This window comes from Sandaracinaceae bacterium (assembly GCA_020633055.1).
In the GTDB taxonomy this organism is placed as follows: domain Bacteria; phylum Myxococcota_A; class Polyangia; order Polyangiales; family Houyiibacteriaceae; genus JADJJE01.
In genome coordinates, this window is sequence record JACKEJ010000005.1 from 514,862 (window position 1) to 536,991 (window position 22,130).

The 22,130-nt window shown below is 68.2% G+C and carries 14 protein-coding genes, 1 tRNA gene and 2 rRNA genes; 4 read left to right on the top strand and 13 right to left on the bottom strand.

Annotated elements, in window-relative coordinates:
• Positions 1–24: 24 nt before the first annotated feature.
• Entirely contained in the window at positions 25–1,446 is a 1,422-nt protein-coding gene (gene glmU, locus H6726_06990) for a bifunctional UDP-N-acetylglucosamine diphosphorylase/glucosamine-1-phosphate N-acetyltransferase GlmU (protein ID MCB9657384.1), read from the top strand.
• The gene (locus H6726_06995) at positions 1,443–2,246 is read left to right on the top strand and encodes a hypothetical protein (protein ID MCB9657385.1); all 804 of its coding nucleotides are present in this window, start codon (positions 1,443–1,445) and stop codon (positions 2,244–2,246) included. Before glmU ends, H6726_06995 begins: the two co-directional genes overlap by 4 nt.
• On the opposite strand, the gene rph is transcribed toward H6726_06995, so the two are convergent.
• Genes rph through H6726_07010 form a run of 3 tightly spaced genes read right to left on the bottom strand, consistent with a single transcriptional unit; the run spans position 2,236 to position 7,866 of the window.
• Positions 2,236–3,006: a ribonuclease PH gene (gene rph, locus H6726_07000; protein ID MCB9657386.1), complete on the bottom strand. Its 771-nt coding sequence runs from the start codon at positions 3,004–3,006 to the stop codon at positions 2,236–2,238. The genes H6726_06995 and rph overlap by 11 nt on opposite strands.
• Positions 2,999–4,891 carry a HAMP domain-containing protein gene (locus H6726_07005; GenBank protein MCB9657387.1) on the bottom strand — a complete coding sequence of 631 codons (1,893 nt, stop codon included), beginning with the start codon at positions 4,889–4,891 and terminating at the stop codon, positions 2,999–3,001. The genes rph and H6726_07005 overlap by 8 nt, the downstream gene beginning before the upstream one ends.
• A complete protein-coding gene (locus tag H6726_07010; protein ID MCB9657388.1) occupies positions 4,891–7,866 on the bottom strand; it encodes a tetratricopeptide repeat protein in 2,976 nt (991 codons plus the stop codon). The genes H6726_07005 and H6726_07010 overlap by 1 nt, the downstream gene beginning before the upstream one ends.
• A gap of 75 nt (positions 7,867–7,941) precedes the next feature.
• Between H6726_07010 and H6726_07015 the strand changes: the two genes are divergently transcribed.
• Entirely contained in the window at positions 7,942–8,511 is a 570-nt protein-coding gene (locus H6726_07015) for a hypothetical protein (GenBank protein MCB9657389.1), read from the top strand.
• 108 nt (positions 8,512–8,619) lie between these two features.
• Here H6726_07015 and H6726_07020 read toward each other — a convergent pair whose 3' ends face one another.
• Positions 8,620–8,922 (bottom strand): antibiotic biosynthesis monooxygenase, encoded by a 303-nt coding sequence (locus H6726_07020; GenBank protein MCB9657390.1) that lies wholly within the window; start codon positions 8,920–8,922, stop codon positions 8,620–8,622.
• 111 nt (positions 8,923–9,033) lie between these two features.
• On the opposite strand from H6726_07020, the gene H6726_07025 reads away from it, so the two are divergent.
• Positions 9,034–9,990 (top strand): helix-turn-helix domain-containing protein, encoded by a 957-nt coding sequence (locus tag H6726_07025; GenBank protein ID MCB9657391.1) that lies wholly within the window; start codon positions 9,034–9,036, stop codon positions 9,988–9,990.
• Between the two features lie 184 nt (positions 9,991–10,174).
• Here the strand turns inward: H6726_07025 and ppk1 are convergent, their stop codons facing one another.
• From ppk1 to H6726_07070, 9 genes are all read right to left on the bottom strand, one after another.
• Positions 10,175–12,505 carry a polyphosphate kinase 1 gene (gene ppk1, locus H6726_07030; GenBank protein MCB9657392.1) on the bottom strand — a complete coding sequence of 777 codons (2,331 nt, stop codon included), beginning with the start codon at positions 12,503–12,505 and terminating at the stop codon, positions 10,175–10,177.
• A complete protein-coding gene (locus tag H6726_07035) occupies positions 12,502–13,929 on the bottom strand; it encodes a DUF58 domain-containing protein (protein ID MCB9657393.1) in 1,428 nt (475 codons plus the stop codon). Before H6726_07035 ends, ppk1 begins: the two co-directional genes overlap by 4 nt.
• Entirely contained in the window at positions 13,926–14,933 is a 1,008-nt protein-coding gene (locus H6726_07040; protein MCB9657394.1) for a MoxR family ATPase, read from the bottom strand. The genes H6726_07035 and H6726_07040 overlap by 4 nt, the downstream gene beginning before the upstream one ends.
• Complete coding sequence (locus H6726_07045; protein MCB9657395.1) at positions 14,930–16,354, bottom strand: DUF4350 domain-containing protein; 1,425 nt, start codon at positions 16,352–16,354, stop codon at positions 14,930–14,932. The genes H6726_07040 and H6726_07045 overlap by 4 nt, the downstream gene beginning before the upstream one ends.
• Positions 16,351–18,075 (bottom strand): DUF4129 domain-containing protein, encoded by a 1,725-nt coding sequence (locus tag H6726_07050; GenBank protein MCB9657396.1) that lies wholly within the window; start codon positions 18,073–18,075, stop codon positions 16,351–16,353. The genes H6726_07045 and H6726_07050 overlap by 4 nt, the downstream gene beginning before the upstream one ends.
• Positions 18,072–18,353, bottom strand: coding sequence for a hypothetical protein (locus H6726_07055; GenBank protein ID MCB9657397.1), 282 nt, complete (start codon positions 18,351–18,353; stop codon positions 18,072–18,074). Before H6726_07055 ends, H6726_07050 begins: the two co-directional genes overlap by 4 nt.
• 134 nt (positions 18,354–18,487) lie before the next feature.
• Positions 18,488–18,604: ribosomal RNA gene (gene rrf / locus H6726_07060) — 5S ribosomal RNA — on the bottom strand.
• A 125-nt stretch (positions 18,605–18,729) separates the two neighbouring features.
• A 23S ribosomal RNA gene (locus H6726_07065) occupies positions 18,730–21,740 on the bottom strand.
• Positions 21,741–22,004: 264 nt separating this feature from the next.
• Positions 22,005–22,080: transfer RNA gene (locus H6726_07070), tRNA-Ala, on the bottom strand.
• Positions 22,081–22,130: the final 50 nt, after the last annotated feature.

The following is a 22,130-nucleotide window of genomic DNA, read 5'->3' on the forward strand; positions in this document are numbered from 1 at the left end:
ACGGGGAAGAACGTGAGCCACGCCATGAAGTCCGACTGGGTCGCCATCGTGCTCGCCGCTGGGCAGGGCACCCGCATGAAGAGCCCCTTGCCCAAGGTGCTGCACACCATCGCAGGCCGACCGCTGGTCGCCTACGCCATCGGCGCGGCGTTCGACGCGGGCGTGACGCGCTGCGTGGCCGTCGTGGGCCACGGACGCGAGCAGGTGGAATCAACCCTCGAAGAGCGCTTCGGGGACCGCGTCACGTCGGCGCTGCAGGCCGAGCAGCGGGGCACGGGGCACGCTGTCCAGTGCGCCATGGCCGCAGCGGCCCTCGCGGAGTTCGACGGGAACGTGTTGATCCTCTACGGCGACTGCCCGCTCATCCCGACCGAGAGCGTGCGCGCGCTGATGGAGGCGCTACCGGCGGAGGGCCCAGCGCTGGCCATGCTCACGTCGCACCTCGACCAACCCACCGGCTACGGTCGCATCGTGCGCGACGCTGCGGGGCAGGTCTGCGCCATCCGCGAGCAGCGCGACTGCTCACCCGAGGAGGCGCTCATCCAAGAGGTGAACCCAGGGGTCTACGCCGTGCGCGCGCCCTTCCTGCGCGACGCCATCGCGCGGCTGCAGGACGACAACGCACAGGGCGAACTCTATCTCACGGACGTGGTGGCCCAGGCGGCGCGCGAAGGCGGCGTGGCGGACCTGCCATGGGACATGGCGGACCTACGCGGGGTGAACGACCGCTACGAGCTCGCGCTATGCGCCGAGGAGAGGCGGCAGCGCATCGCGGCGCAGCTGGCGCGGAGCGGTGTGGCCGTGCGCGACCTGCGCACGCTGTACGTGGACGCCGACTGCGAGGTCGCGCCGTCAGCCATCCTCGAGCCCCAAGTCCACCTACGCGGGCGATGCGTCATCGAGGCGGGCGCGCGCGTGGACGTCGGCGCCGTGCTCACGGACGTGGTCGTCCGCGCGGGGGCCGAGGTGCTGCCCTACACCGTGGCGACCGAGAGTGTCATCGGCGAAGAGGCCTCGGTGGGACCCTTCACGCACCTGCGTCCGGCGACCGAGCTGGGCCGCAAGGCGAAGGTGGGCAACTTCTCGGAGACGAAGAAGACGCGACTGGGCGACGGCTCCAAGGTCAACCACCTCAGCTACGTGGGCGACGGTGTGATCGGCAAGAACGTCAACATCGGCGCCGGCACGATCTTCTGCAACTACGATGGCGTACGGAAGCACACCACCACGCTCGAAGACAACGTGTTCATCGGCAGCGACAGCCAGCTCGTAGCGCCCGTCACCGTGGGCGAAGGCGCCTACGTGGCCAGCGGCACGACCGTCACGCGTGACGTCCCGGCGGACGCGCTGGCCGTCGCACGCACGCGGCAGCAGAACAAGGAGGGCTACGCGGCCCGCTTCCGAGCGCGCGCCAAAGCCTCGCGCGGGCCGACGGAAGGGACATGACTCGCACGCAGTCGCCGACGGCACGGGCCGTGTCCGACATGCGTCCGCGCATCGTGGCGGCTGCGCTTGCGTTGCTGAGTGTGGCGCTGCTCGTCGCGCCAGCGACGGTGTCGGCGCAGGATGCGCTGCACTGCATCGACGAGCTGGACGACGCCGAGGTCGTACGGCGCACGCGCGCGTTGAGCGAACGGTTCCGGGCACACGAGCGGCACACACGGGTGTTCCGCATCGGCTGGGCGAGCCTCTTCGCAGGCTTCGCCATCGCGGAGTTCGCCGTGATCGGCCCTCGCGTGGACGGCGCGCAGCGCTGGAACGCCTACATCAGCGGGGTAGGCGCGGCCTCGGCCATGCTGCAGATGACTGCCCTACCCATGCCCGGCGTTTGGGCTCGCCGTCGCATCGCGCGAATGCCCGACGACACCCCCGAACAGCGCCGGGAGCGCCTCCGCTACGCGCTCCGGGCGTTGGAGACGGCGGCCAATTCCGACCGGATCATCCACGGCGCGCTGTCACACGCCACGGCGATCGTGTGGGGCCTGACGTGGGGCACGACGCTCAGCGTGAAGTTCGACAACCGCTTCGTGGCCGCGCAGGCGTACCTGGGCGGGATGCTCGTGAACGAGCTGCGCATCCTGACCGCCCCATCCTGGGCTACGCGGGCGTGGACGGAGGCGCGCGGGGGCTCGTGCTGGGGCCGCTACGTAGCGCCCCAGCCGAGTGACCCTTACGCCCACGAGCCGGAGCTCGAAGTGCAGCTGGTCCCTTCGATGGGCGGTCTGGGCATCCAGCTCACGTTCTGAGCAACGCGTCCAAGTCGACGCCGGCTCGCTCGAGGGCGGTGCGCTGGCGCGCCATCAGGGCCGGCATGCTGCCGAGTCCGAGGGAGAGCATGGCGTCGAAGCGCTCGCGGGGGATGGGACTCGCCTCCGCCGTCCCCTGCACCTCGATGATGGCTCCGCTGCGCGTACCCACCACGTTGAGGTCCATCTCGGCATCGCGGTCCTCCTCGTAGCAGACGTCGAGCAGCGCCCGTCCCGCGGCCCAGCCCACGCTCACCGCGGCGACAGGCTCTCGCAGCACGCCGCCACCCAGCAACGCGCGCTTGCGGAGCGCGTCGAGCGCCAGGGCCACGCCGATGTAGCCCGCGGTCACCGAGGCCGTGCGCGTACCGCCATCACTCTCGAGCACGTCGCAGTCCACGGTGATCGTCCGCGGGCCGATCTGGTCGAGGCGCACGGCGGCGCGCAGAGAGCGGCCGATCAGTCGTTGGATCTCGGCGCTGCGTCCATCGATGCCGCCTCCCCCGCGCCCATCTCGCCGCTGGCGACGAGCGCTGGCGCGCGGGTGCATGGCATACTCGGCCGTCAGCCAGCCGCCCCGCGCGTTCTGCATGAAGGGTGGCACACCCTCCGCGACGGACGCGGCCACCAGCACGGTCGTTCCTCCGCAGCGGTAGAGCACGGAGCCTTCGGGGTTGCGCTGGAAGCCGGTCTCGACGACCACTGCGCGTAGGTCTTCAGGGCCGCGCCCATCGGGACGCACAGCGTTGGAGTCACTCATGCGGGAACCATAGCTCGAAGGCCGTGCCGCCGCCCTCGGGGCGCACGCACGCGATGGAGCCGCCATGCGCCATGACGATCTGCTGCGTGAGTGGTAGCCCCAAGCCCGTTCCGCGCTCCTTCGTGGTGTAGAACATGTCGAAGATGCGCTCCCGTACCTCGTCGCTGATGCCCTCACCGTGATCCCGCACGGTCAGTCGCACGCCGCTCTCCTCCGAGCGCACCGTGACGTGCACCGCCCCCCCGCCGGGCATCGCCTCACGCGCGTTGCGCAGCAGGTTCAGGAGCGCTTGGCGCAGCTGGCCCGTGTCGAGCGCGACCCGCGGGAGCGGCTCGTCCAGCTCGAGGACCAACGTGGCCCTGTGGGCGCGCATCTCTTCGGCCATGAAAGCGGCGATGTCGCGCACGAGCCCTCCGAGGTCGCCGCTCTCCAACTGCGGGCGCGGCACGCGCGAGAGCCGCAGGTATTGCTCCGTGATACCCGTCAGGCGGTCGACCTCCTGCTGCACCGAGCGCAGCAGCGCGGAGGCCTCGGGCCCGGCGTCCGCGAGCTCCTCCTCGAGCAGCTCGACGTTCAGCCCGATGCTCGAGAGCGGGTTGCGCACTTCGTGAGTGACGTGCGCCGCCATGCGCCCGATGGCCGCGAGGCGCTCCGTCTGGATCAGGCGGGCCGCGGTCGCGAGCTCGTCCGTGACGTCCTCGAGCACGACCAACACCGATCCGAGCGCGGTGCCGTCATCCGCGCGGCCGAACGGGGCGAGCGCGACGTCCAGCGTGGCCTGTCGCTTGCCGCGCGCAACGGCGACCCTGGCGAGGGTCACCCGTTGGTCGCTGTCCCGAACCGTCCCCACGGCGTCCAGCAAGCCGGGTACCTCGGCGAGACCGCTGGTGGCGGCGCGCTCCTCACCACGGACCCCCAACAGATCCGTGGCGGCCGGGTTCGCGATGCGCACGACGCCGTCGCTTCCGATGACGACCACGGCAGCACGCAGCCCCTCCACGATCTCGCGCTGCATCTGCTGCAGCTCGCGCAGGCTCGCGTCACGGCGCGAGAGGGCTTGCACCATGCGGTCGAACGCCGCCGCGAGGCGTCCGAGCTCGTCGTCGCCACCCAGATCGAGCGTCGTGCTGAGGTCACCGCGAGCCACCGCTTCGACGCGCTGGTGCAAGGCCGGGATGGGCTTGAGGATGCGCTGCGACCACCACGTCACGAGCACGCCGAGGCTGAGCGCGAGGAGCACGAGCACACCGAGCACGATGCTCGCGCGGCGCTCGTGCTCGGCGGCGATGGCGCTGATGCTCGCGATGGCCTCCTGGAGCTCACGCCATCCATCGCGGTAGTGGCGCTGCACGTCGCGCTCACGCAGGCGCATCGAGCGCAGCATGCGTTCCGCCCCAGGGCGGTCGCCCCGGCTGTGCGCGAGCTCGAGCGCCTCGTAGTCCGTGTCGCTCGCGCGATAGGCCGCCTCGACGTTGTCGAGCGAGGTTCTCACCCTCCCGAGCGCCTCGGCGCCAGCGTCTCCGCGGGCTAGCCGCTCGGCCCGCTCGAGCCCGTGGAAGGCTCGGCGCAGCGTGGCGGGTCGAACGGCACGCGCGGCGTTCAGCCACCCACGGCGAGAGACGGCGTCTTCGCTCTCGATCTGGTTGAGCAGCGTGGCGAACACGGCTTGGGTCGCCTTCGCCTCACCGAGCGTCAACGCCAGCGGCAAGAGACCCTCGTTCAGGAGGCCGAGCGTGCGTACGGTGCGGGCGTGCTGGGTGAGGCTGAACACCGCGACCGCACCGAAGGCCGTGAGCACGAGCGCGAAGCCCAAGAAGATGCGCGTGGGAATCGAGAGCCGCGGCGGCGGCTGGGCGGGGGCGCGGGATCGTTCGCTGGGCCGCATCAGCGCTGCGCGGCCGCGCCTCCCTGGCCGGGGCCCGCGAGGATGGCCGCAGCGTCCTCGGCTGTGGTGGGGTCGAGGCGCATCGCTTCATCGACGGCGGCCTGCGCGTCGGCCCGACGCCCGAGCGCCATCAGGTGCCGCGCCCGCGCGAGCTGCACGTGCGCAGGCGCCGCAGGCGAGAGCAGAAGCGCCGTGTCGTACTCGTAGAGCGCTCCTTCATGTTGGGCGCGCTCGCCGAGAGCGCCGGCCAGGGCGAGGTGAGCCTCCACCCGCGCGGGGTCTACCATCAGGCTGCGCTCACCGAAGCGCACCGCATCCTCGAAGCGGCGCTCGTCTATGGCGAGGTCGAGTGCCTGTGCGTGCAGCTCGCGATCGTGCTCCTCGAGGTCGACCAGGCGCGCGAGCGCCCGTCGCCGCAGGTCGGCGTCCTCGCTCTGCGTCCCGATCTCGAACAGCCCGAGCCATGCGGTCGAGCGCCAGGGCTGAAGCCGCGTCGCCGCTTCGAGGTGGGCGCGGGCCCCCGCGACGTCCTCGGCCGCCAGCGCAGCGCGACCGAGCAGCAGGCGCAGGTCGAAGCCGTCGCGACCCGAAGTGACGATCTTCTCCAGCGCGGCGCGCGCCTCGGGCAGCCGCTCCTGCGCCAGCGCAAGGCGCGCGGTGAGGTACAGCGCCACGGGCTCGTTCGGGTCCAGCGTGAGCGCGCGCGCCAGGTCCGCGGTGGCCTGCTGGCTGTCGCCGTGGATCAACCGGGCGGCCGCTAGCCGGGCCAGGGCGCCCGCGTCGTTCGGCGCGGCGGCGGAGGCCTGTTGGAGCGCCTCGAGGTCCGTGTAGGCCGACATGTCGACGTTGAACTGCCCGTCGAGCGCGGCGAGGCGCGTGCGGGTGTGTGCGCGGAACTGGGTGTCCAGCTCGGCGGCGGAGACGCCCAGCACCTGCTGGATCACCTCGGCCGTGGTCTTGCCCTCGCCCCACGCGCGCAGCATGCGCGGGATGCGCGCGAAGCCGAAGCGCTCGGCGATGAAGACCACCATCTGCGAGCTGGCGTAGTACGCCACCATCATGTCCTGGCCGGTCCGGGCGTGCGTGAACGCGCGGTTCATGTCCACGATGGCCGGCAGGCGGTCGGCCACGATGGCAGCGTGCAGGTCGTGATCCATCTCGCGTCGCCACTCGGGCCGCGCCACGATGGTCTCGTACTCGGCCAGCCCCTCGGTGAACCAGCGCGGCACGTGGTTGTGGCTGAGCTGGATGTGGAACACGTGCGCCAGCTCGTGCCAGGTGATCTGGCCCCAGTTGAAGGGCCCGCCGCGCGGGGAGATGGCGGTCACCACCTTGCCAAAGCACACGCCCTGGACCCCCAAGTTCGGGAGGCCCGTGGTGCGCAGCGAGAAGTGCTGCACGTCGGCGTAGAGCTCCATGGCGAGCGGACCATCCGGGGTGAAGCCGTAGCGCCGCACCATGTCGGCGTACGCCGCGCTCAGGTGCCGCGGCACATAGCGCTCGAGAACGGGGCGCTCCTCCTGATGCATGCGGAAGCGGAAGGGGGCCTGCTCGAAGCTCCCGTACTGCTGCGGGATGACGTCGTCGTACAGGTTCAGGATGTTGAAGACCTGGACGTTGTAGCGGTCGCGCCGCCACGCCTCGCGCAGCGCCGTCAGCCCCGTTTCCTCGTCGCCCATGCGCAGCAGGTTGATGCCCAGCGTGGCTTGCGCCACGGCGTCCCGCGGGTTGAGCGCGATGGCCTCACGCGACATCGCGACGATGGCGGGGTAGCGGTGCTCCCACTCGGCGTACTCCGCGATGATGGTGAAGAGCTGGCTGTACGTGGGGTGCCGTCGCAGCACCTCACGCTTGGCGGCCTCGAAGCCCGCCGTGTCGTCGGCCAGCAGGCGCCCCGCTGCACGCACGCTGAGCGCCTCCAGGTCGCTCGGGTCCTGCGCGACCACCGCGGCGAGCTCGCGGTCGGTCGCGGCGACGTCGAGGTCGTAGAGCGACAGCCCGGCGCGCGTGACCCTCGCCATCGCCAGGTTGGGGTTCACCGCCAGCGCGCGCTCGAGGTGCCGCTCGGCCTCGACGAAGTTGTAGTTCTGGACCATCCGGATGCGCGCGTAGAGAGCGTGCGCCACCGGGTGCTCCGGGTTCACGCGCAGCGCGTCGCGTACGCACTCCTCGGCGTGCCCCGCGTCGTACTTGTCGAGGAACAGGCGCGCCCACTCGAGCTGCGTCTCCACCCGCTGACGGTCGGCCGTGACCGACTCTTGGAACGCGGTGTTGGCGTCGCGGGGACTCCCCAGCGCGTGCGCCGCGCTGCCGACGTACGCCAGCCCCTCGGCGTCGCGGGAGGTGATGCGGTCCGAGTTGTAGCCCTGGATGATGCGCCGGTAGAAGGTCCCTGCCTCCACCGTGCGGCCACGGCGCTCGGCCGCGCGGGCCAAGTACAGCGACGCGCGGTCGTGGGTGGCGGGCAACGCGCCGAGTAGCCGGTCGACATCGTCCAGGCGACCGCGTGCGAAGTGAGCCTCGGCCTCGAGCATGACGGCCTGTTCACGCAACCCTGTGTCCCGCGCGGCCTCACGCGCCTGCGACACGGCGTCGTCGTAGCGGCCTGTGGCGAGCGCGAGACGAGCCGCGAGCAGCGCACGCGCTGCAGGTGGCCCCGAGAGCGCGTCGAGGCGCTCCGCGACGGCGCCGTAGAAGCCCTCCGTGAGTGCCTGGTTCGCCTCCTCCACGGTGTTCAGAGTGGGAGGCGTACGCGCCGCGCTCGCGTCCTCGGCCGGCGCGTCCGGCATGCTCGGAAGGGGGATGGCGTCGGCGCGCACCTCGGCCCCCTCGCGAGGGCCCTCCCCCCCCGTCTCGGTCGTCGGAGCAGCCCCACCACAGCCCCCACCGCAAGCGCCCACGAGCGCGCCGGTCGACACAGGCAAGGTAAGCCACACCACGAACAGGCGGGCACGGGAAGCAAGGAGACGTCGCATCGCCGCGTAGGATAACGCATGCATCAAGCCACGCCGGCGTGTACTTCGGCGCAAAGGCACTACACTGCGAACTCGATGTCAGTCGATCACTCGCCCTACGCGACGTTCCAGGGCTTCCTGCGCAGCGCCATCACGCAGTACTGGGAGCGGCGCGGAGCCAGTCGGGTCACCTTCCTCGCCCTCCTGTTCGCCACCCGCGAGGCATGGGGCGTGGCCCTCGACAAGACGCTGGACATCGAGACCGGTCGCAAGGCGCTGCGAGGCGCTGCGGGCGTCGCAGCCATCACGGTGCTGCTGCGCATCTTCCTCGGGGGGCCCATCGGGGTGTTGCTCACGGGCGCGTCCCTCGTGTCGTTGGTCGCGGCCTACGCGAAGAACCACGACCGCGTGTGGGCCAAGCAGGAGCGCATCCGTGAGCTGGTGGGGGGCTGCCGCACGGAGCACGAGCGCGTCCTGAGCGAGTTCCGCGCGGGGCAGTTCGCCGAGCACGAGCGCGACCTGATGATCGACGGGTTGATGTCGCGCTTCCTGCTCGCCTTGGATGATGGTCCGGAGGACAAGCGCGAGCGGGGCAAGCCTGCGGCTCCGGCAGGCCCCAAGGCGGATAGCTTCGCGGCGCACGTCGCGGAGAAGCGCAAGGGTTGAGCGCGAAGGCGTCGCTACGGCGGTGGGGACAAGTCCTGGCGTGGGGCCGGTGGCGCGGGCGGGTCCCGCCGTGGGTCCCGTCCGCGCCTCCCAGGGCTCTGCAGCCTGCTAGACGGTGACCTTCGCGCCGAGGACCGACGCGCGCTCGATGACCGGCGGGGTCGCGAGCAGATCGTCGGCCTTGGCCATCAATGCGGCGGCGATGGCGCCCTCCAGGTGACGAGTCCGAGCGGACTCGCTGGCGAAGGCATCGACGATGTAGAAGGTGGTCTCGTCGGCCCGGAACGCGAACCACACGGGCGTGAAGTCTTCCGCGACGGCGAGCGGTTGGGCCCCCGCGAGGAAGGCGGCGACCTCGTCGGCGCGGTCGGGCTTGGCGGTGAGTCGGACGATGAGGGAATGAGTCAGCACGTTGTCTCCTTTGGTCGATGAACCGCCACACTGGCGGCGACCGGGTCAACGTAGGGTGCGGGCGCCGGACTGGGTATTGTCGTATTCGACATCAATGGTATGTTTCACGCCATGAACATCTCTGTCGTCGTCCTCGAAGGAATGTTCGACACTGGGCTCACGGCCACGCTCGACACCTTCGCGCTCGCCAACGAGCTGGCACCTGCGGCGGGTGAGGCCGCGCCGTTCGAGGTCACGGTGACTTCGGTGCGGCGACGAGTGCGCACGATGCAGGGGCTGACAGTCCCCACGGTGTCGCTCGTGCGCGCCCCGACCCCAGATGTCGTCCTGGTTCCGGCGCTCGGAGAGAAGACCCCAGACACCCTCGGGAGAGCTCTCGAACGACGCGATGTGCGCGACGCCAGCGATGCGATCAAGCAGGCTTCGAAGGACGGTGCGCGCATCGCGGCAGCGTGCACGGGCACGTACGTGCTCGCCAAGACGGGGCTCCTGGATGGGCGCGTGGCGACGACCACGTGGTGGCTCTCCGCAGACTTTCGCCAGCGCTTCGACGAGGTGCGACTCGAGGAGTCGAAGATGGTCGTCGAAGACGGGGCCTACCTCACGGCAGGCGCGGCACTCGCCCACGTGGACCTCGCGCTGTGGCTCGTGCGCCAGTCCAGCCCGGCGCTCGCGCAGCTCGTGAGCCGGTACCTGCTCGTGGACGATAGGCCGACCCAGACGGCGTATGCACTCATCGACCACCTCTCCCATGCGGACCCCATCGTCGAGCGCTTCGAGCGGTGGACGCGCGCGCACCTCCGCGACTTCTCGATGAGCGACGCTGCGCACGCCATAGGCGCCAGCGAGCGCACCCTCCAGCGCAGGCTCCGCGACGTGCTGGGGCGCACGCCCATCGCCTTCGTGCGCGACCTGCGCGTGGAGCAAGCGACCCACCTCCTGCGAACCACGGACCTCAGCGTGGACGAGATCGCCGAGGCGGTTGGCTATCACGACGGTGTCACCCTCCGCACCTTGCTGCGCGAGAAGACTGGACGGGGAGTGCGCGAGCTGCGTCGCGGCGGTTGACGCCTGACAGCCCCGCTCTCGAACGGCCCTCTCCGTCGCATCAGCGACCGCGGCTCCCACGCTGCACAGTGAGCAGAACATCGGCGGTCCTGGGACCGAACCGGGCGGCAAGAGGGCGCTCTGGCTACCAGCGAGAGGCAGGAGCGGCTCGAGACCGGCTGCCATGCCGCGCGCCGGTCGCGTATCAGTCGCGGGCCGCAGGCGGCGCGTCGTCCGTGACCGAGCTCGGAGCGAACACGGTCGGAGCTGACGCGGGGGGCGGGGCCGACACATCCACCAACACGGGCGGAGGGGCTGGCACGTCCGCCGGGTCCTGCACCACTGGCGCTGCGGCCGCCACGGGTGGGGGCATGGTCTGCGAGGGGACGGCGTGCTTGGTGGGTCGGATGCGCACGGGCCGGACGAAGAACGGGCGCTCCTCCCGGCGCTCGGCGTCGACGCGACGAGCCGACTCGAGCGCTGCGCGCTGCAGGTCGGCCTGACTGCGGCAGGCCCCTTCGCCGACGACGCGCCGGTACGAGCCATCGGCTTGCAGCTCGTGTGCCTTGGTGTCGTCCCGCAGGGCGAGACCGAGCACGCGGTCCAGGATGCGGCGCTTCAGCTTCTCGTCCTCGAAGGGAAACATCACCTCCACGCGCCGCTGGAAGTTGCGCGGCATCCAGTCGGCGCTGCTCGCGTAGACCTCCTGCGCGCCGCCCGCCTCGAACGCGAAGACGCGGCTGTGCTCGAGGAAGCGGTCGATGACGCTGCGCACGCGGATGTTCTCGCTCAGCTGCGGCACACCCGGGCGGAGACAGCAGATGCCTCGCACGATGAGGTCGATCTGGACGCCCGCCTGGGACGCACGGTAGAGCGCCAAGATCACCTCCGGGTCCACCAGCGAGTTCATCTTGGCGATGATGCGCGCGCGCTTGCCCTCACGCGCCAGCTGCGCCTCCCGCATGATCAGGCCGAGGATCCGCTCGTGCAGGCCGAGCGGCGCGACCACCAGTCGTTTCCACTCCTCGGGGCCGGTGCACGAGGTGAGCAGGTTGAACAGCGAGGTGGCGTCCTCGCCGAACGCGTCGCGGGCCGTGAAGAGGCTGAGGTCGGTGTAGAGGCGCGCCGTGTGCGGGTTGTAGTTGCCCGTGCCCAAGTGCACGTAGCGCCGCAGCTTGCCGCTCTCGCGCCGCACGATGAGCATGACCTTGCAGTGCGTCTTGAGGCCGACCAAGCCGTAGACCACGTGCACCCCCGCCTGCTCGAGCTTGCCGGCCCAGTGGATGTTGTTCTCTTCGTCGAAGCGCGCCTTGATCTCCACCAGCGCGACGACGTGCTTGCCCTGCTCGGCGGCGCGTACGAGCGCAGCCACCACGGGGCTGTCGCCGCTGGTGCGGTAGAGGGTCTGCTTGATGGCCAGCACGTCGGGGTCGCGCGCGGCGCGCTCGAGCAGCTCCACGACGGGGTCGAAGCTCTCGTACGGGTGGTGCAAGAGCACGTCGCCACGCGAGATGGTGTCGAAGGGGTCTCCTTCGCTGAGGGCCGCCACTTGGACACCGTTGGCCGGGGGGTCGCGCAGCTCGCGCATCCCGCGCAGCGGACGGCCCAACTCCACCAACTCCTCGAGCGCCAGCGGCGCCACGCTCGGGATGACGAAGTCCGGGTCCAGCTCCATGGCGTCCGTCAGCAGCGAGAGCGCCTGTTCCGGGCAGTCGTGGGCGACGCTGAGGGTCACCGCGTTCCCGCGGTCGCGGCGCCGCACCTCTTCGGTAATGACGTCCAGCAGGTCCTCCGCCTCCTCCTCGTCGATGGAGAGGTCGAAGTTGCGCAGCACCCGGAAAGGCCACGCGCCCAGGCTGCGGAACCCGCGGAACAGCTCGTTCGCGTGCTGCGCCACCAGCTGCTCCAGCAAGACGACGCGCTTGCCAGCCTGCTCCGGGTCGGCGGTGGGCAAGGCGACGACGCGAGGGAGCACCGGCGGCACCTGCAGCAGCGCGAAGGCTGGCTCCCCGACGCGCTCGCCCGCCAGCATGACGATCAACTGGAGGTCCTTGTTGCGCATGTGCGGGAAGGGGTGCCCGGGATCGAGCGCGAGGGGCGTCAGGACGGGGTAGACCTGCGTGTCGAAGTACTCCCGCAGCCAGCGCTGCTCCTCGCCCTCCAGCTCGCGCGGGTCCACGCGCATCACGCCATGCTCCCGAAGCGCGGGCTCGAGCTGGTCGATGAACACTTGGCTCATGTCGCTCATCAGGCGCGCCACGCGCGCGGCGATGGCGGTGATCTGCTGGCGGGCCGTGAGCCCGTCGGGGCTGCCGCTCGAGATGTGCTCGGCGCGCTGCTCGAGGAGGCCTGCCACCCGCACCATGAAGAACTCGTCGAGGTTGCTCGCGCAGATGCCCAGGAACTTCAGGCGCTCCAGCAGGGGTACGCTGGGATCGCTGGCCTCGTCGAGCACGCGCTGGTTGAACTCGAGCCAGGACAGCTCTCGATTGATGAACAGCGCGCTGGGTTCCGCGAGACTCGTGAGCGTGGTCATAGTGCGTGCTTGGCCTTGATCTCCAGATAGCGGCGCACGGTCGACAGCGCCAGCTCCGAAGCCGACGCCTCCACCAGCCCCACGCCGCTCTTCGCGAGGTGCGCCTTCACCCGCTCCCGGTCCGTCAGCAGGTCCGCCGCCGCCGCCCGCGCGTAGACCTCGCTCGTGTTGGTCGCCGGGGCGTCGGCCAGCCGGGTCGCTAGAGGCTCTTCCAGGGTCACGCACAGGGGGAGATGCTTCTGCCGCAGGACCGCGGCGCATTCGGCGAGGGGCATGGCGTGCTCCTCGTCCAACAGGTCGCTGAACAGTACGACAAGCGCGCGCTTTCTCACGCGTGTTCGCACAAACGACACAAGTGAACGAAAATCGACAAACGTCGACTGCGCCTCCACGTCGAAGCTCGCCTCGAGCAGCCGCGCATAGTGCCCTGCCCCACGACCCGGCGGCACGTACCTCGAGACGCCCGCGCCGAAGATGACGAGCCCCACTTGGTCGCCCTGACGCAGCGCGAACCACGCCAGCATCAGCGCAGCGTGAAGGGCGTGGTCGAGCTTCGTCAGACCCGCGCGACCCGCGTGCTCGTCCATACGCGCGGCCATCATGCGCCCGACGTCCAGGCCCAGGACAATGGTCTGGCTGCGCTCGTGCTGCAGGACGCGCGTCACGGGTCGTCGGCGCTTGGCGGTCGACTTCCAATCGAGGTCGCGGAACGGGTCGCCGGCGACGTACTCGCGCAGCTGGGCGAACTCACCGCCTCCGCCCAGCTGTCGGACCTGTCGGTTGCCCGCGTGCTGCTGGTCTCGGAGCCGCAGCTGCAGCTCGTCGCCACGGGTGCCGAGGACGTCGGGGTAGACCCGCACCGGGGAGGCCGCGGGCGCGCGGACACGGAGGGCTCCGAGCCCGAGCGGGCCCTCTAGGTGGAGGTAGACATCCCCGAGGGTGTAGCTTCCCCGACGCGTCGGTACGAGCGTGTACGGCGCGCGTGTACGCCCGTACGGGGGAAGGACCAGCGACAGCTCGGCAGGCGCCACGGTCAGCTCGCTCGGGGGCGTGTCGCGGAGCCGGACACGCACGAGCGTCGGGTGCGGGTTGTGAACCACGAGCTCGGCGCGGGCGTCACGGCCGCTCACTAGGCGGTCCAGCACATGGCGCGACACGCGCGGAACGCAACGGCGCAGGCGCCGCGCCTCCAGCCAAGCTCCCAGCAGCAGCAGCCCATCGTACGCGACGACCAGCCACAACCCGAGCCCAGATCCTCCATCGAGCGCAGCGAGGGGCAGCCCGAGAGCGGCGAGCCACAGCAGGCGTCGGCCCGGCAGGCCCCCCTGCCGCGCCGATGCTCCACGCGACCCGGTCGGCGCGTCGAAGGCATCGTCGTGTAGGGCATCCGTCGCGGTGCGCTGTGCCGTCCAGGCGAGGTTCACCGTGGTACGTCCACCGTCGTCGCGATGCGACGCAGCACCGCATGACCATCCAGCCCGTCGAGCTCGACGTCGGGGGACAAGACCAGGCGATGCGCGATGACGGAGGGAAGCATCCGAACCACGTCGTCCGGCGTGACGAAGTCTCGTCCCTCCAACACAGCGGCCCAGCGCGCGGCGACCATCAGGTGCACGCCAGCGCGCGGCCCCGCGCCCAGCAGCACCATGGAGCTGCCGCGCGTGGCTCGGATCAGGTCGCGCACATAGCGACGCACTGGCTCCTCCACGCGCACGAGAGCACCGAGCGCCCGCGCGCTGTCCAGCATCGCGGGCGTAGCGACGGGCCTCACGCCGCTCTGCACGACGTCCTCGGAGCCGACCGCTGCCGTCGCCGCCGCCAGAATGCGGTCTTCCTCCTCGGCGCTGGGGTAGCCCACCTGGATCTTGAGCAAGAAGCGGTCGAGCTGGGCTTCGGGCAGCGGGTAGGTGCCCTCCTGCTCGACCGGGTTCTGTGTGGCGAAGACCGTGAAGTGCGTCCCGAGATCGTGGCGCTCCCCGTCGATGGAGACCTGCCTCTCCTGCATGGCCTCGAGCAACGCGCTCTGGGTCTTGGCCGGCGCACGGTTGATCTCGTCGGCCAGCAGCAGCTGAGCGAAGATCGGACCCTTCGTCATGCGGAAGGCTCCCGACTGTAGGTCGAACACGTGTGTGCCGAGGATGTCGCTGGGCATGAGGTCGGGCGTGAACTGGATGCGCCCGAACTGCAGGCCGACCGACGCGGCGAGCGTCCGGACCATGAGCGTCTTGGCGGTCCCCGGCACGCCCTCGAGCAACACGTGTCCGCGGGCCAGCAGGGCAATCATCATCGCGTCGATGGCCTCCTCCTGACCGACAACCACCTTGCTCACCTCCGCGGCGATGGCCTCTCGGAGCTGCACGACCGGGCGCACGTCGAAGGCCGCAGGGACGTTGCTGGCGGGGAGGGATTCGAGGTCGAGGTCGGTCATGACGTGGGCGCTTCGAGGGTGGGTGGGGACGGTGACGGGGTGGGCCGGGCCAGCGCCGGGAGTACATCCGGCGCACAGGCACGAGCAACCAGGATGTCGACGCGCTGAGTCAACGTGAGGAGGGCCTTCTCGCTGGTCACGGGCTCGGCGAAGAGCTGGAGCAGAGCTTCTGTGGCGTCCGCCGCCTGATGCCGGCCCAGCGCGCGTAGCTGACCGACCACCTGCTCGGGGCGGCGCGCGTGGATGCGCTGATGGGTTGCCACCCGGTCGAGCGCGCGGACGAGGAGCACCCGAAGGACGCCGCCACGGTCCGCCGAGCGTGCGTAGAGAGCGCTGGTTGCCGCGACGTACGAGACGGTGCCGCCGGGCGGCTGTGAGGCAGGCTCCTCCAGCTCACCCAGGGGACGACCCGAGCGGAGCAGCCAGAGCGCGCCGAGGAACAGGAGCTGCAGCAGGACGACGCTCACCCCGACTTGCCGCAAGTAACGAACGAGCGAGCGCGTACCCCCGGTCCCAAGGTGGTACTCGTCGAAGACCACCGGCGCCCCCGCGGGCGCGTACGCGTCGACCAGGCGGCTGATGAGCACGCCGCCATGCTGCGACAGGACGCGCTCGTTGGCGAGCATGCTCGCAGACGCGACGAGGATGACGTGACCCTGTCCCAGCTCGAGTGCCAGAACGGCGTCACGTCCTCCGAAGCCAGCGAGCACTTGCACGTCTGCGTTGTCTCGGAGGTCTCCCCGCACCAGGCGCGCCGGGCGACTCATCGGGACGCCCCCGAGGTCGGACAAGGGACCTTCGTTCGCGACCGCCCCGTACACCGCCTCACCGTCCGCACCGGTCGCGAGATACCAAGGGTCGAGCTCCTTGCTCTCGGCCTCCTGCAGCCGCGCGGCGTCGGCATCCGCCGACTCGGGATCGGCGCCGCCTGGTTCGGGAGGTTCGACGGCCGGCGGCTCCGACTGCGAGGGTGCCCCTCGCTGTAGCTCGCCGAGGACCTCGGCCAGATCAGGAGGACCGCAGACACCCGACGCGCGTTGTAGCCGGATCGGAAAGTCGGTCGGGAGGTAGTCGTGTGCGCCGAACACCATCAGCGTGCCTCCCGCGCTGACCCACTCGTGAAGCCTCTCCGCTTCGTACCGGGAGAGGGGACGATGCAGCGCCGCCTCGCATCCCCCGAGCGCTACGAGGGCGCCGTCCGGGGGCAGCGCCCAGAGGTCTTCAACCCAGCGTTGCACCGGGCGCCCGTGGCTGGCAATGAGATCGTACACGGCCCGCGCCCCGTCCGGACCGGCGCTGTAGGTGGACAACGGAGCGGCGTAGCGACCACGGTCGGCGACGCGCGCGCACATGAGCCCAGAGAGCCCGAGCCCCAGGACCACGAGGACGGCTACCAACGCGCGCATCAGGACGCGGGTCACGCCCCCTCCTCGGCAGACCCACGCCGCTCTGCATCATCGCGCCGCGGCAGGGTCAGTGTGGTCGCCAGGGAGCGGCCGCGCTCGTACTCTGGTCGGGACGTCGGCTCGTCGCCGTACCACGTGCGATCGAACAGGGCCGTGAACGTGCGGAACGCGTCGGCGCGACTGCCGCTACCCATGCGGCGCAGGTAGTGCCAGTTGGTGCGTGCAGGGTCGAAGTCGATCTCGCCAGAGCGGTCCAACGCGACCAGCGTCGCGAGGTACAGCGCTCGAAACGCAAGGCGATAGTGCCCCTCGGCCGCCAGGCGACCCGCGTCGTCGAGGTGGTCCCCAGGCGCACGCTCACGGGGGTCGTCCGACGCGCCGAGGGGGCTCGCGACGTCGGAGCGCGCGCGACGCTCGCGACGCCAGCTGAGCAACAGAAACGCGACCACCGCGAGCAGGAGGGTCACGGCCAACGCCACGAACGCCCATGTTGGTGGCACGGGCATTGGCGTGTTCGCGTCGGACCCCTCGGGAGCCGACGCACGAAGGGAGCGAAGCCACCGCTCGAGCGCGTCCAACAGGCGCGTCAACCAGTCGACTCTGCCCTGAGGTCCGCCGGCCATGGGTGCATCTTCGAACTCCCGGAACTCGGAGCCGGACAGGATGCGCGCGAGCTCGCGCTCGGTCACTTGATCCGCTGCCGAGAGGGACGGGGCGGGACCCAGCGTCGCCCCTCCGGCCTCCGAGCGAGCCTCGTCGTCGAACTCGGACTCGGTGGGGGTCCGTTGCCCCACATCAGGGGCATCGACGGTCTCAGCGACCGCCCCGGCGTTCTCGTCGTCCGTCGCCAGCTGGGCGAGTGCGCCGCGCGGGAGCGTGAGTGCCGCGCCGAGCAGCAGCAGGAGCGCGGCCTCGCGCGCCCGGGGCCGCGCTGGCGCGGAAGACGCGCTGAGCGCCAAGAGCGTTGTCCGCAGATCCGCCCCATCACGTCGCGCGCGCGCGTGGAGGACTGCGACGGCGGCGAGCGCCACGCGCACGGGTTCCACGAGGAGGAGGACGAGGGCTGCGGTCGCCAGCAGGGCGAAGTCGTTCTCGAACGACATGAACGCGCCGATGGCCGAAACCTCGAGCCCAAGGAGGCCCTGCAGCCCGGCGAGCGTCATGCCGACCACCGCGACGGCGTTCAGAAACAAGAGCACGGTGCCCAGGAAGAGGCACACGTGGAGCAGCAGCGCGCTGCCCCGCAAGCCCGCGCCGGCGCGCGCAGCAGCCCACCACGTGCGAGGCACACCGTCCGCCGGCTCCGCCGCGATGAGCAGCCACGCGGGGGCCAGAGCTCCCACGGGCACCGCGAATCCGAGACCGAACAGCAGCCCTGGTCCACCCAGGCGCGCGAGGCCCGCGGCAGGGAAGAGCGAGAAGACGAGCAGGATCCCGGCCACGCCGCCCACCCGGAGCGTGTCCAGTGGTTTGGGCGGCGAGTGCTCGCCTCCGAGGGCGCTCAAGAGGACCGCGCCACTCTGCGCGTGGGCGTAGCTGCGGAACCACCAAGCCAGCGTGAGCGCCCAGGCGACGCCCGCGCGGGCGCTGCGTATCCCCTCGACGCGCTCCAGATAGAACGCGAAGACACACACCAGAGCGAGGGGAGCCGCGCCGAGCACACAACGCGCGAACAGGCGCCGCCCAGCCATCCGCAGCAGCACGAACGCTCGGTCGATCCAGTCGAGCGCGTTCACGCCGCCTCCGGAAACCCGAGCTTCAGCAGCGCCCACAGCAGCGCCCACAAGCAAACCCCGGCGATGATGGCGATCGCGAGCCGCGTTGGCACCGACGTGTCGGCGGGCGAACCCTGCGGGACGGCCTCCGCACGGGCACGAGCCGCCAAACAGCGGACGCAGAAGTTGATGCCCTCGACCTTCGTCGTGCACTCCGCGCAAACGCGCGCGCGGCACGCGACGCAGACGCCGAGGGCCTCCCTCTCCGCATGAAACGCGCACGCCGCTGCCTGCATCACCTCCCGGGTGTACCACGCACGTCGCTAGGCCGCGAGCGAGCGCCACCGTAGAGATTCGCCTCCTTCTGCCTGCTTCGAGGAGTGGGTGATTAAAAGGGCGAAGCCCCTCGTCGTGAGACGAGGGGCTTCGATAAATCCGGCGGCGTCCTACTCTCCCACAGCGCTTCCGCTGCAGTACCATTGGCTCTGAAAGGCTTGACTACCGAGTTCGGGATGGGATCGGGTATGACCCTTTCGACATCGCCACCGAAAGAGATGGAGAGCAACAGCTCTGGAAGTTGATTAGACGTCTCCAGGTTGGCAGGTCCGCGCGGCGCTTGGCCTGCGGGACTCATGTCTCCAACCCTGAACTCGAACTGACACGACTCGTACCTTAGAGATAGGTCAAGCCGCACGGCCGATTAGTACTGGTCAGCTCCATGTGTTGCCACACTTCCACACCCAGCCTATCACCTTGTAGTCTACAAGGGGCCTTCAGGGACCCGAAGGTCCGGGATACCTCATCTTGAGGCCGGCTTCCCGCTTAGATGCTTTCAGCGGTTATCCGTTCCGTACATAGCTACCCGGCTATGCCCCTGGCGGGACAACCGGAACACTAGAGGTACGTTCAACCAGGTCCTCTCGTACTATGGTCAAATCCTCTCAAGTATCCTGCGCCCACGGCAGATAGGGACCGAACTGTCTCACGACGTTCTGAACCCAGCTCGCGTACCGCTTTAATTGGCGAACAGCCAAACCCTTGGGACCTGCTCCAGCCCCAGGATGCGATGAGCCGACATCGAGGTGCCAAACCGCGCCGCCGATATGAACTCTCAGGCGCGATCAGCCTGTTATCCCCGGAGTACCTTTTATCCGTTGAGCGATGACCCTTCCATTCGGAGCCACCGGATCACTAAGACCTGCTTTCGCACCTGCTCGACCTGTCGGTCTCACAGTCAAGCTCCCTTATGCCTTTGCACTCTACGGCTGGTTTCCAATCAGCCTGAGGGAACCGTCGCGCGCCTCCGTTACTTTTTGGGAGGCGACCGCCCCAGTCAAACTGCCCACCAGACAGTGTCCCCGCACCGGATGACGGTGCTGGGTTAGAAGCCCAGAACATTCAGGGTGGTATTTCAAGGTTGACTCCACCGAAGCCGGAACCCCGGTTTCAAAGTCTCCCACCTATCCTACGCAGAATGTCCCGAGCTTCACTGCCAAGTTGCAGTAAAGGTTCACGGGGTCTTTCCGTCTTGCCGCGGGTAGAGGGTATCTTCACCCCCAATACAATTTCGCTGGGTCACTGGCCGAGACAGTAGGGATGTCGTTACGCCATTCGTGCAGGTCGGAACTTACCCGACAAGGAATTTCGCTACCTTAGGACCGTTATAGTTACGGCCGCCGTTTACTGGGGCTTCGGTTCGAAGCTTCGCCCGAAGACTAACATCTCCCCTTAACCTTCCAGCACCGGGCAGGCGTCAGACCCTATACGTCCTCTTACGAGTTCGCAGAGTCCTGTGTTTTTGGTAAACAGTCGCAACCCTCATTTCTCTGCAACCCCCTTCCGCTCCAGCCGCAGGGCCTTCACGTAACGGGGGCACACCTTCTCCCGAAGTTACGGTGTCAATTTGCCGAGTTCCTTAGCCAGTGTTCTCCCACGCGCCTTGGGATATTCACCCCGCCCACCTGAGTCGGTTTGCGGTACGGTCACCGAATGCACTCACTGCGCAGCTTTTCTTGGAAGCATGGGATCACCGAGTTCTGGAGCCGGAGCTCCACCTCATCACGTCTCGGCGTTGCCCCCGCGTTTGTCCCTATTGGGTCCTACGGGAACCGCCTACGCGCTTGAACCAGCACAACCAAACGGCTGGCTCGGCCTACCCTTCTCCGTCCCTGCTCAGGTCAACGTACAGTCAGTGGTGCAGGAATATTAACCTGCTTGCCATCACCTACCCCTTTCGGGCTCAGCTTAGGGACCGACTAACCCATGGGAGGATTATCCTTCCCCAGGAAACCTTGGGCTTACGGCGACAGGACTTCTCATCCTGTTTATCGCTACTCATGCCTGCATTTGCTCTTCTCAGGTCCGACACCACTCCTTACGGTATGGCTTGTATCTACCTGACAATACTCCGCTACCGCTCTACTTGCGTAGAACCCTAAGCTTCGGTACCAGACTTTAGCCCCGTTACATTTTCGGCGCAGGCTCGCTCGACCAGTGAGCTATTACGCTTTCTTTAAAGGGTGGCTGCTTCTAAGCCAACCTCCTGGCTGTCTGAGCGCTCCCACATCCTTCGACACTTAGACTGGATTTGGGGACCTTAGCTGTAGATCTGGGCTCTTTCCCTCTCGACTACGGACCTTATCACCCGCAGTCTGCCTCCCGGATACTTGTCACCGGCATTCGGAGTTTGATTGGGTTTGGTAGTCTGGTAAGACCCCTAGCCCATTCAGTGCTCTACCTCCGGTGCAATTCGTCCGAGGCTATACCTCAATATATTTCGCGGAGAACCAGCTATTTCCGAGCTTGATTAGCCTTTCACTCCGATCCACAGGTCATCCCCCGAATTTTCAACTTCGGTGGGTTCGGTCCTCCACGTGGTTTTACCCACGCTTCAACCTGCCCATGGATAGATCGCTCGGGTTCGGGTCTACGCCATGCCACTCAATCGCCCTATTTGGACTCGGTTTCCCTTCGGCTACACCTCACGGCTTAACCTTGCGACATAGCGTAACTCGCAGGCCCATGATGCAAAAGGTACGCTGTCGCACTGTCCGAAGACATAGTGCTTCAACTGCTTGTAGACACACGGTTTCAGGTACTATTTCACTCCCCTTGCCGGGGTGCTTTTCACCTTTCCCTCACGGTACTTGTTCACTATCGGTCGCCGAGGAGTACTTAGCCTTGGAAGATGGTCCTCCCAGATTCACGCCGGGTTCCACGTGCCCTGCGCTACTCGGGTGCCAATGCAGAGGTGTATCGTTTTCGTGTACGGGGCTGTCACCCTGTATCGCCAGCCGTTCCAAGCTGTTCCACTAACCATACACTTGATAACTCTGTGAGAGGCTGGTGCACTCTCTCACTGGACCCACAACACCCATTCAGCAACGCCACCAGGCTTACACTGATTGGGTTTAGGCTGGTCCCCGTTCGCTCGCCGCTACTAGGGGAGTCTCTTTTGATGTCCTTTCCACCAGGTACTTAGATGTTTCAGTTCCCTGGGTTGGCCGCACCGGACCTATGTATTCAGTCCGGCACTAGTGCGTATGACCGCACTCGGTTGCCCGATTCGGAGATCTCCGGATCAACGCTTGTTCGCAGCTTCCCGGAGCTTTTCGCAGCTATCCACGTCCTTCTTCGCCTCTCGTCGCCTAGGCATCCACCGTGTGCCCTTTCTAGCTTGACCGTATCCCTAAGGCACGTTTCGTATCTTCGTCGTTCGAGTCCAGGGTTCGAGTCACGAGCTTCGCTCCGACGCTCCCTGGACACTCACTTCTCGAGGCAGCTTCGCTGCCTTCTAGAAAGGAATTTCTAATCATGAGCTCTCTTTCCACTTTCGTGAAATGAGTTCTCTCCATCCTATTCTGTTGTCAAAGATACACGCGAGAGAGCGGACTCTCTCGATTCTGAGCACCTTCGCAAAGGTGCGCAGAAGCAAACGAATCCAGAAACCGTGGTGGAGCTGATCGGGTTCGAACCGATGACCCCCGGCTTGCAAAGCCGGTGCTCTCCCAACTGAGCTACAACCCCTGCTGGGTCTGATGTACTTCTCGCCGCCTCGCTCTCGAGGGAGGGAAGTA

Excerpts from the sequence above, each read along its gene's own strand:
- glmU (MCB9657384.1), top strand. The coding sequence starts at position 25 with ATGAAGTCCGACTGGGTCGCCATCGTGCTCGCCGCTGGGCAGGGCACC.
- H6726_06995 (MCB9657385.1), top strand. The coding sequence starts at position 1,443 with ATGACTCGCACGCAGTCGCCGACGGCACGGGCCGTGTCCGACATGCGT.
- rph (MCB9657386.1), bottom strand. The coding sequence starts at position 3,006 with ATGAGTGACTCCAACGCTGTGCGTCCCGATGGGCGCGGCCCTGAAGAC.
- H6726_07005 (MCB9657387.1), bottom strand. The coding sequence starts at position 4,891 with ATGCGGCCCAGCGAACGATCCCGCGCCCCCGCCCAGCCGCCGCCGCGG.
- H6726_07010 (MCB9657388.1), bottom strand. The coding sequence starts at position 7,866 with ATGCGACGTCTCCTTGCTTCCCGTGCCCGCCTGTTCGTGGTGTGGCTT.
- H6726_07015 (MCB9657389.1), top strand. The coding sequence starts at position 7,942 with ATGTCAGTCGATCACTCGCCCTACGCGACGTTCCAGGGCTTCCTGCGC.
- H6726_07025 (MCB9657391.1), top strand. The coding sequence starts at position 9,034 with ATGAACATCTCTGTCGTCGTCCTCGAAGGAATGTTCGACACTGGGCTC.
- ppk1 (MCB9657392.1), bottom strand. The coding sequence starts at position 12,505 with ATGACCACGCTCACGAGTCTCGCGGAACCCAGCGCGCTGTTCATCAAT.
- H6726_07040 (MCB9657394.1), bottom strand. The coding sequence starts at position 14,933 with ATGACCGACCTCGACCTCGAATCCCTCCCCGCCAGCAACGTCCCTGCG.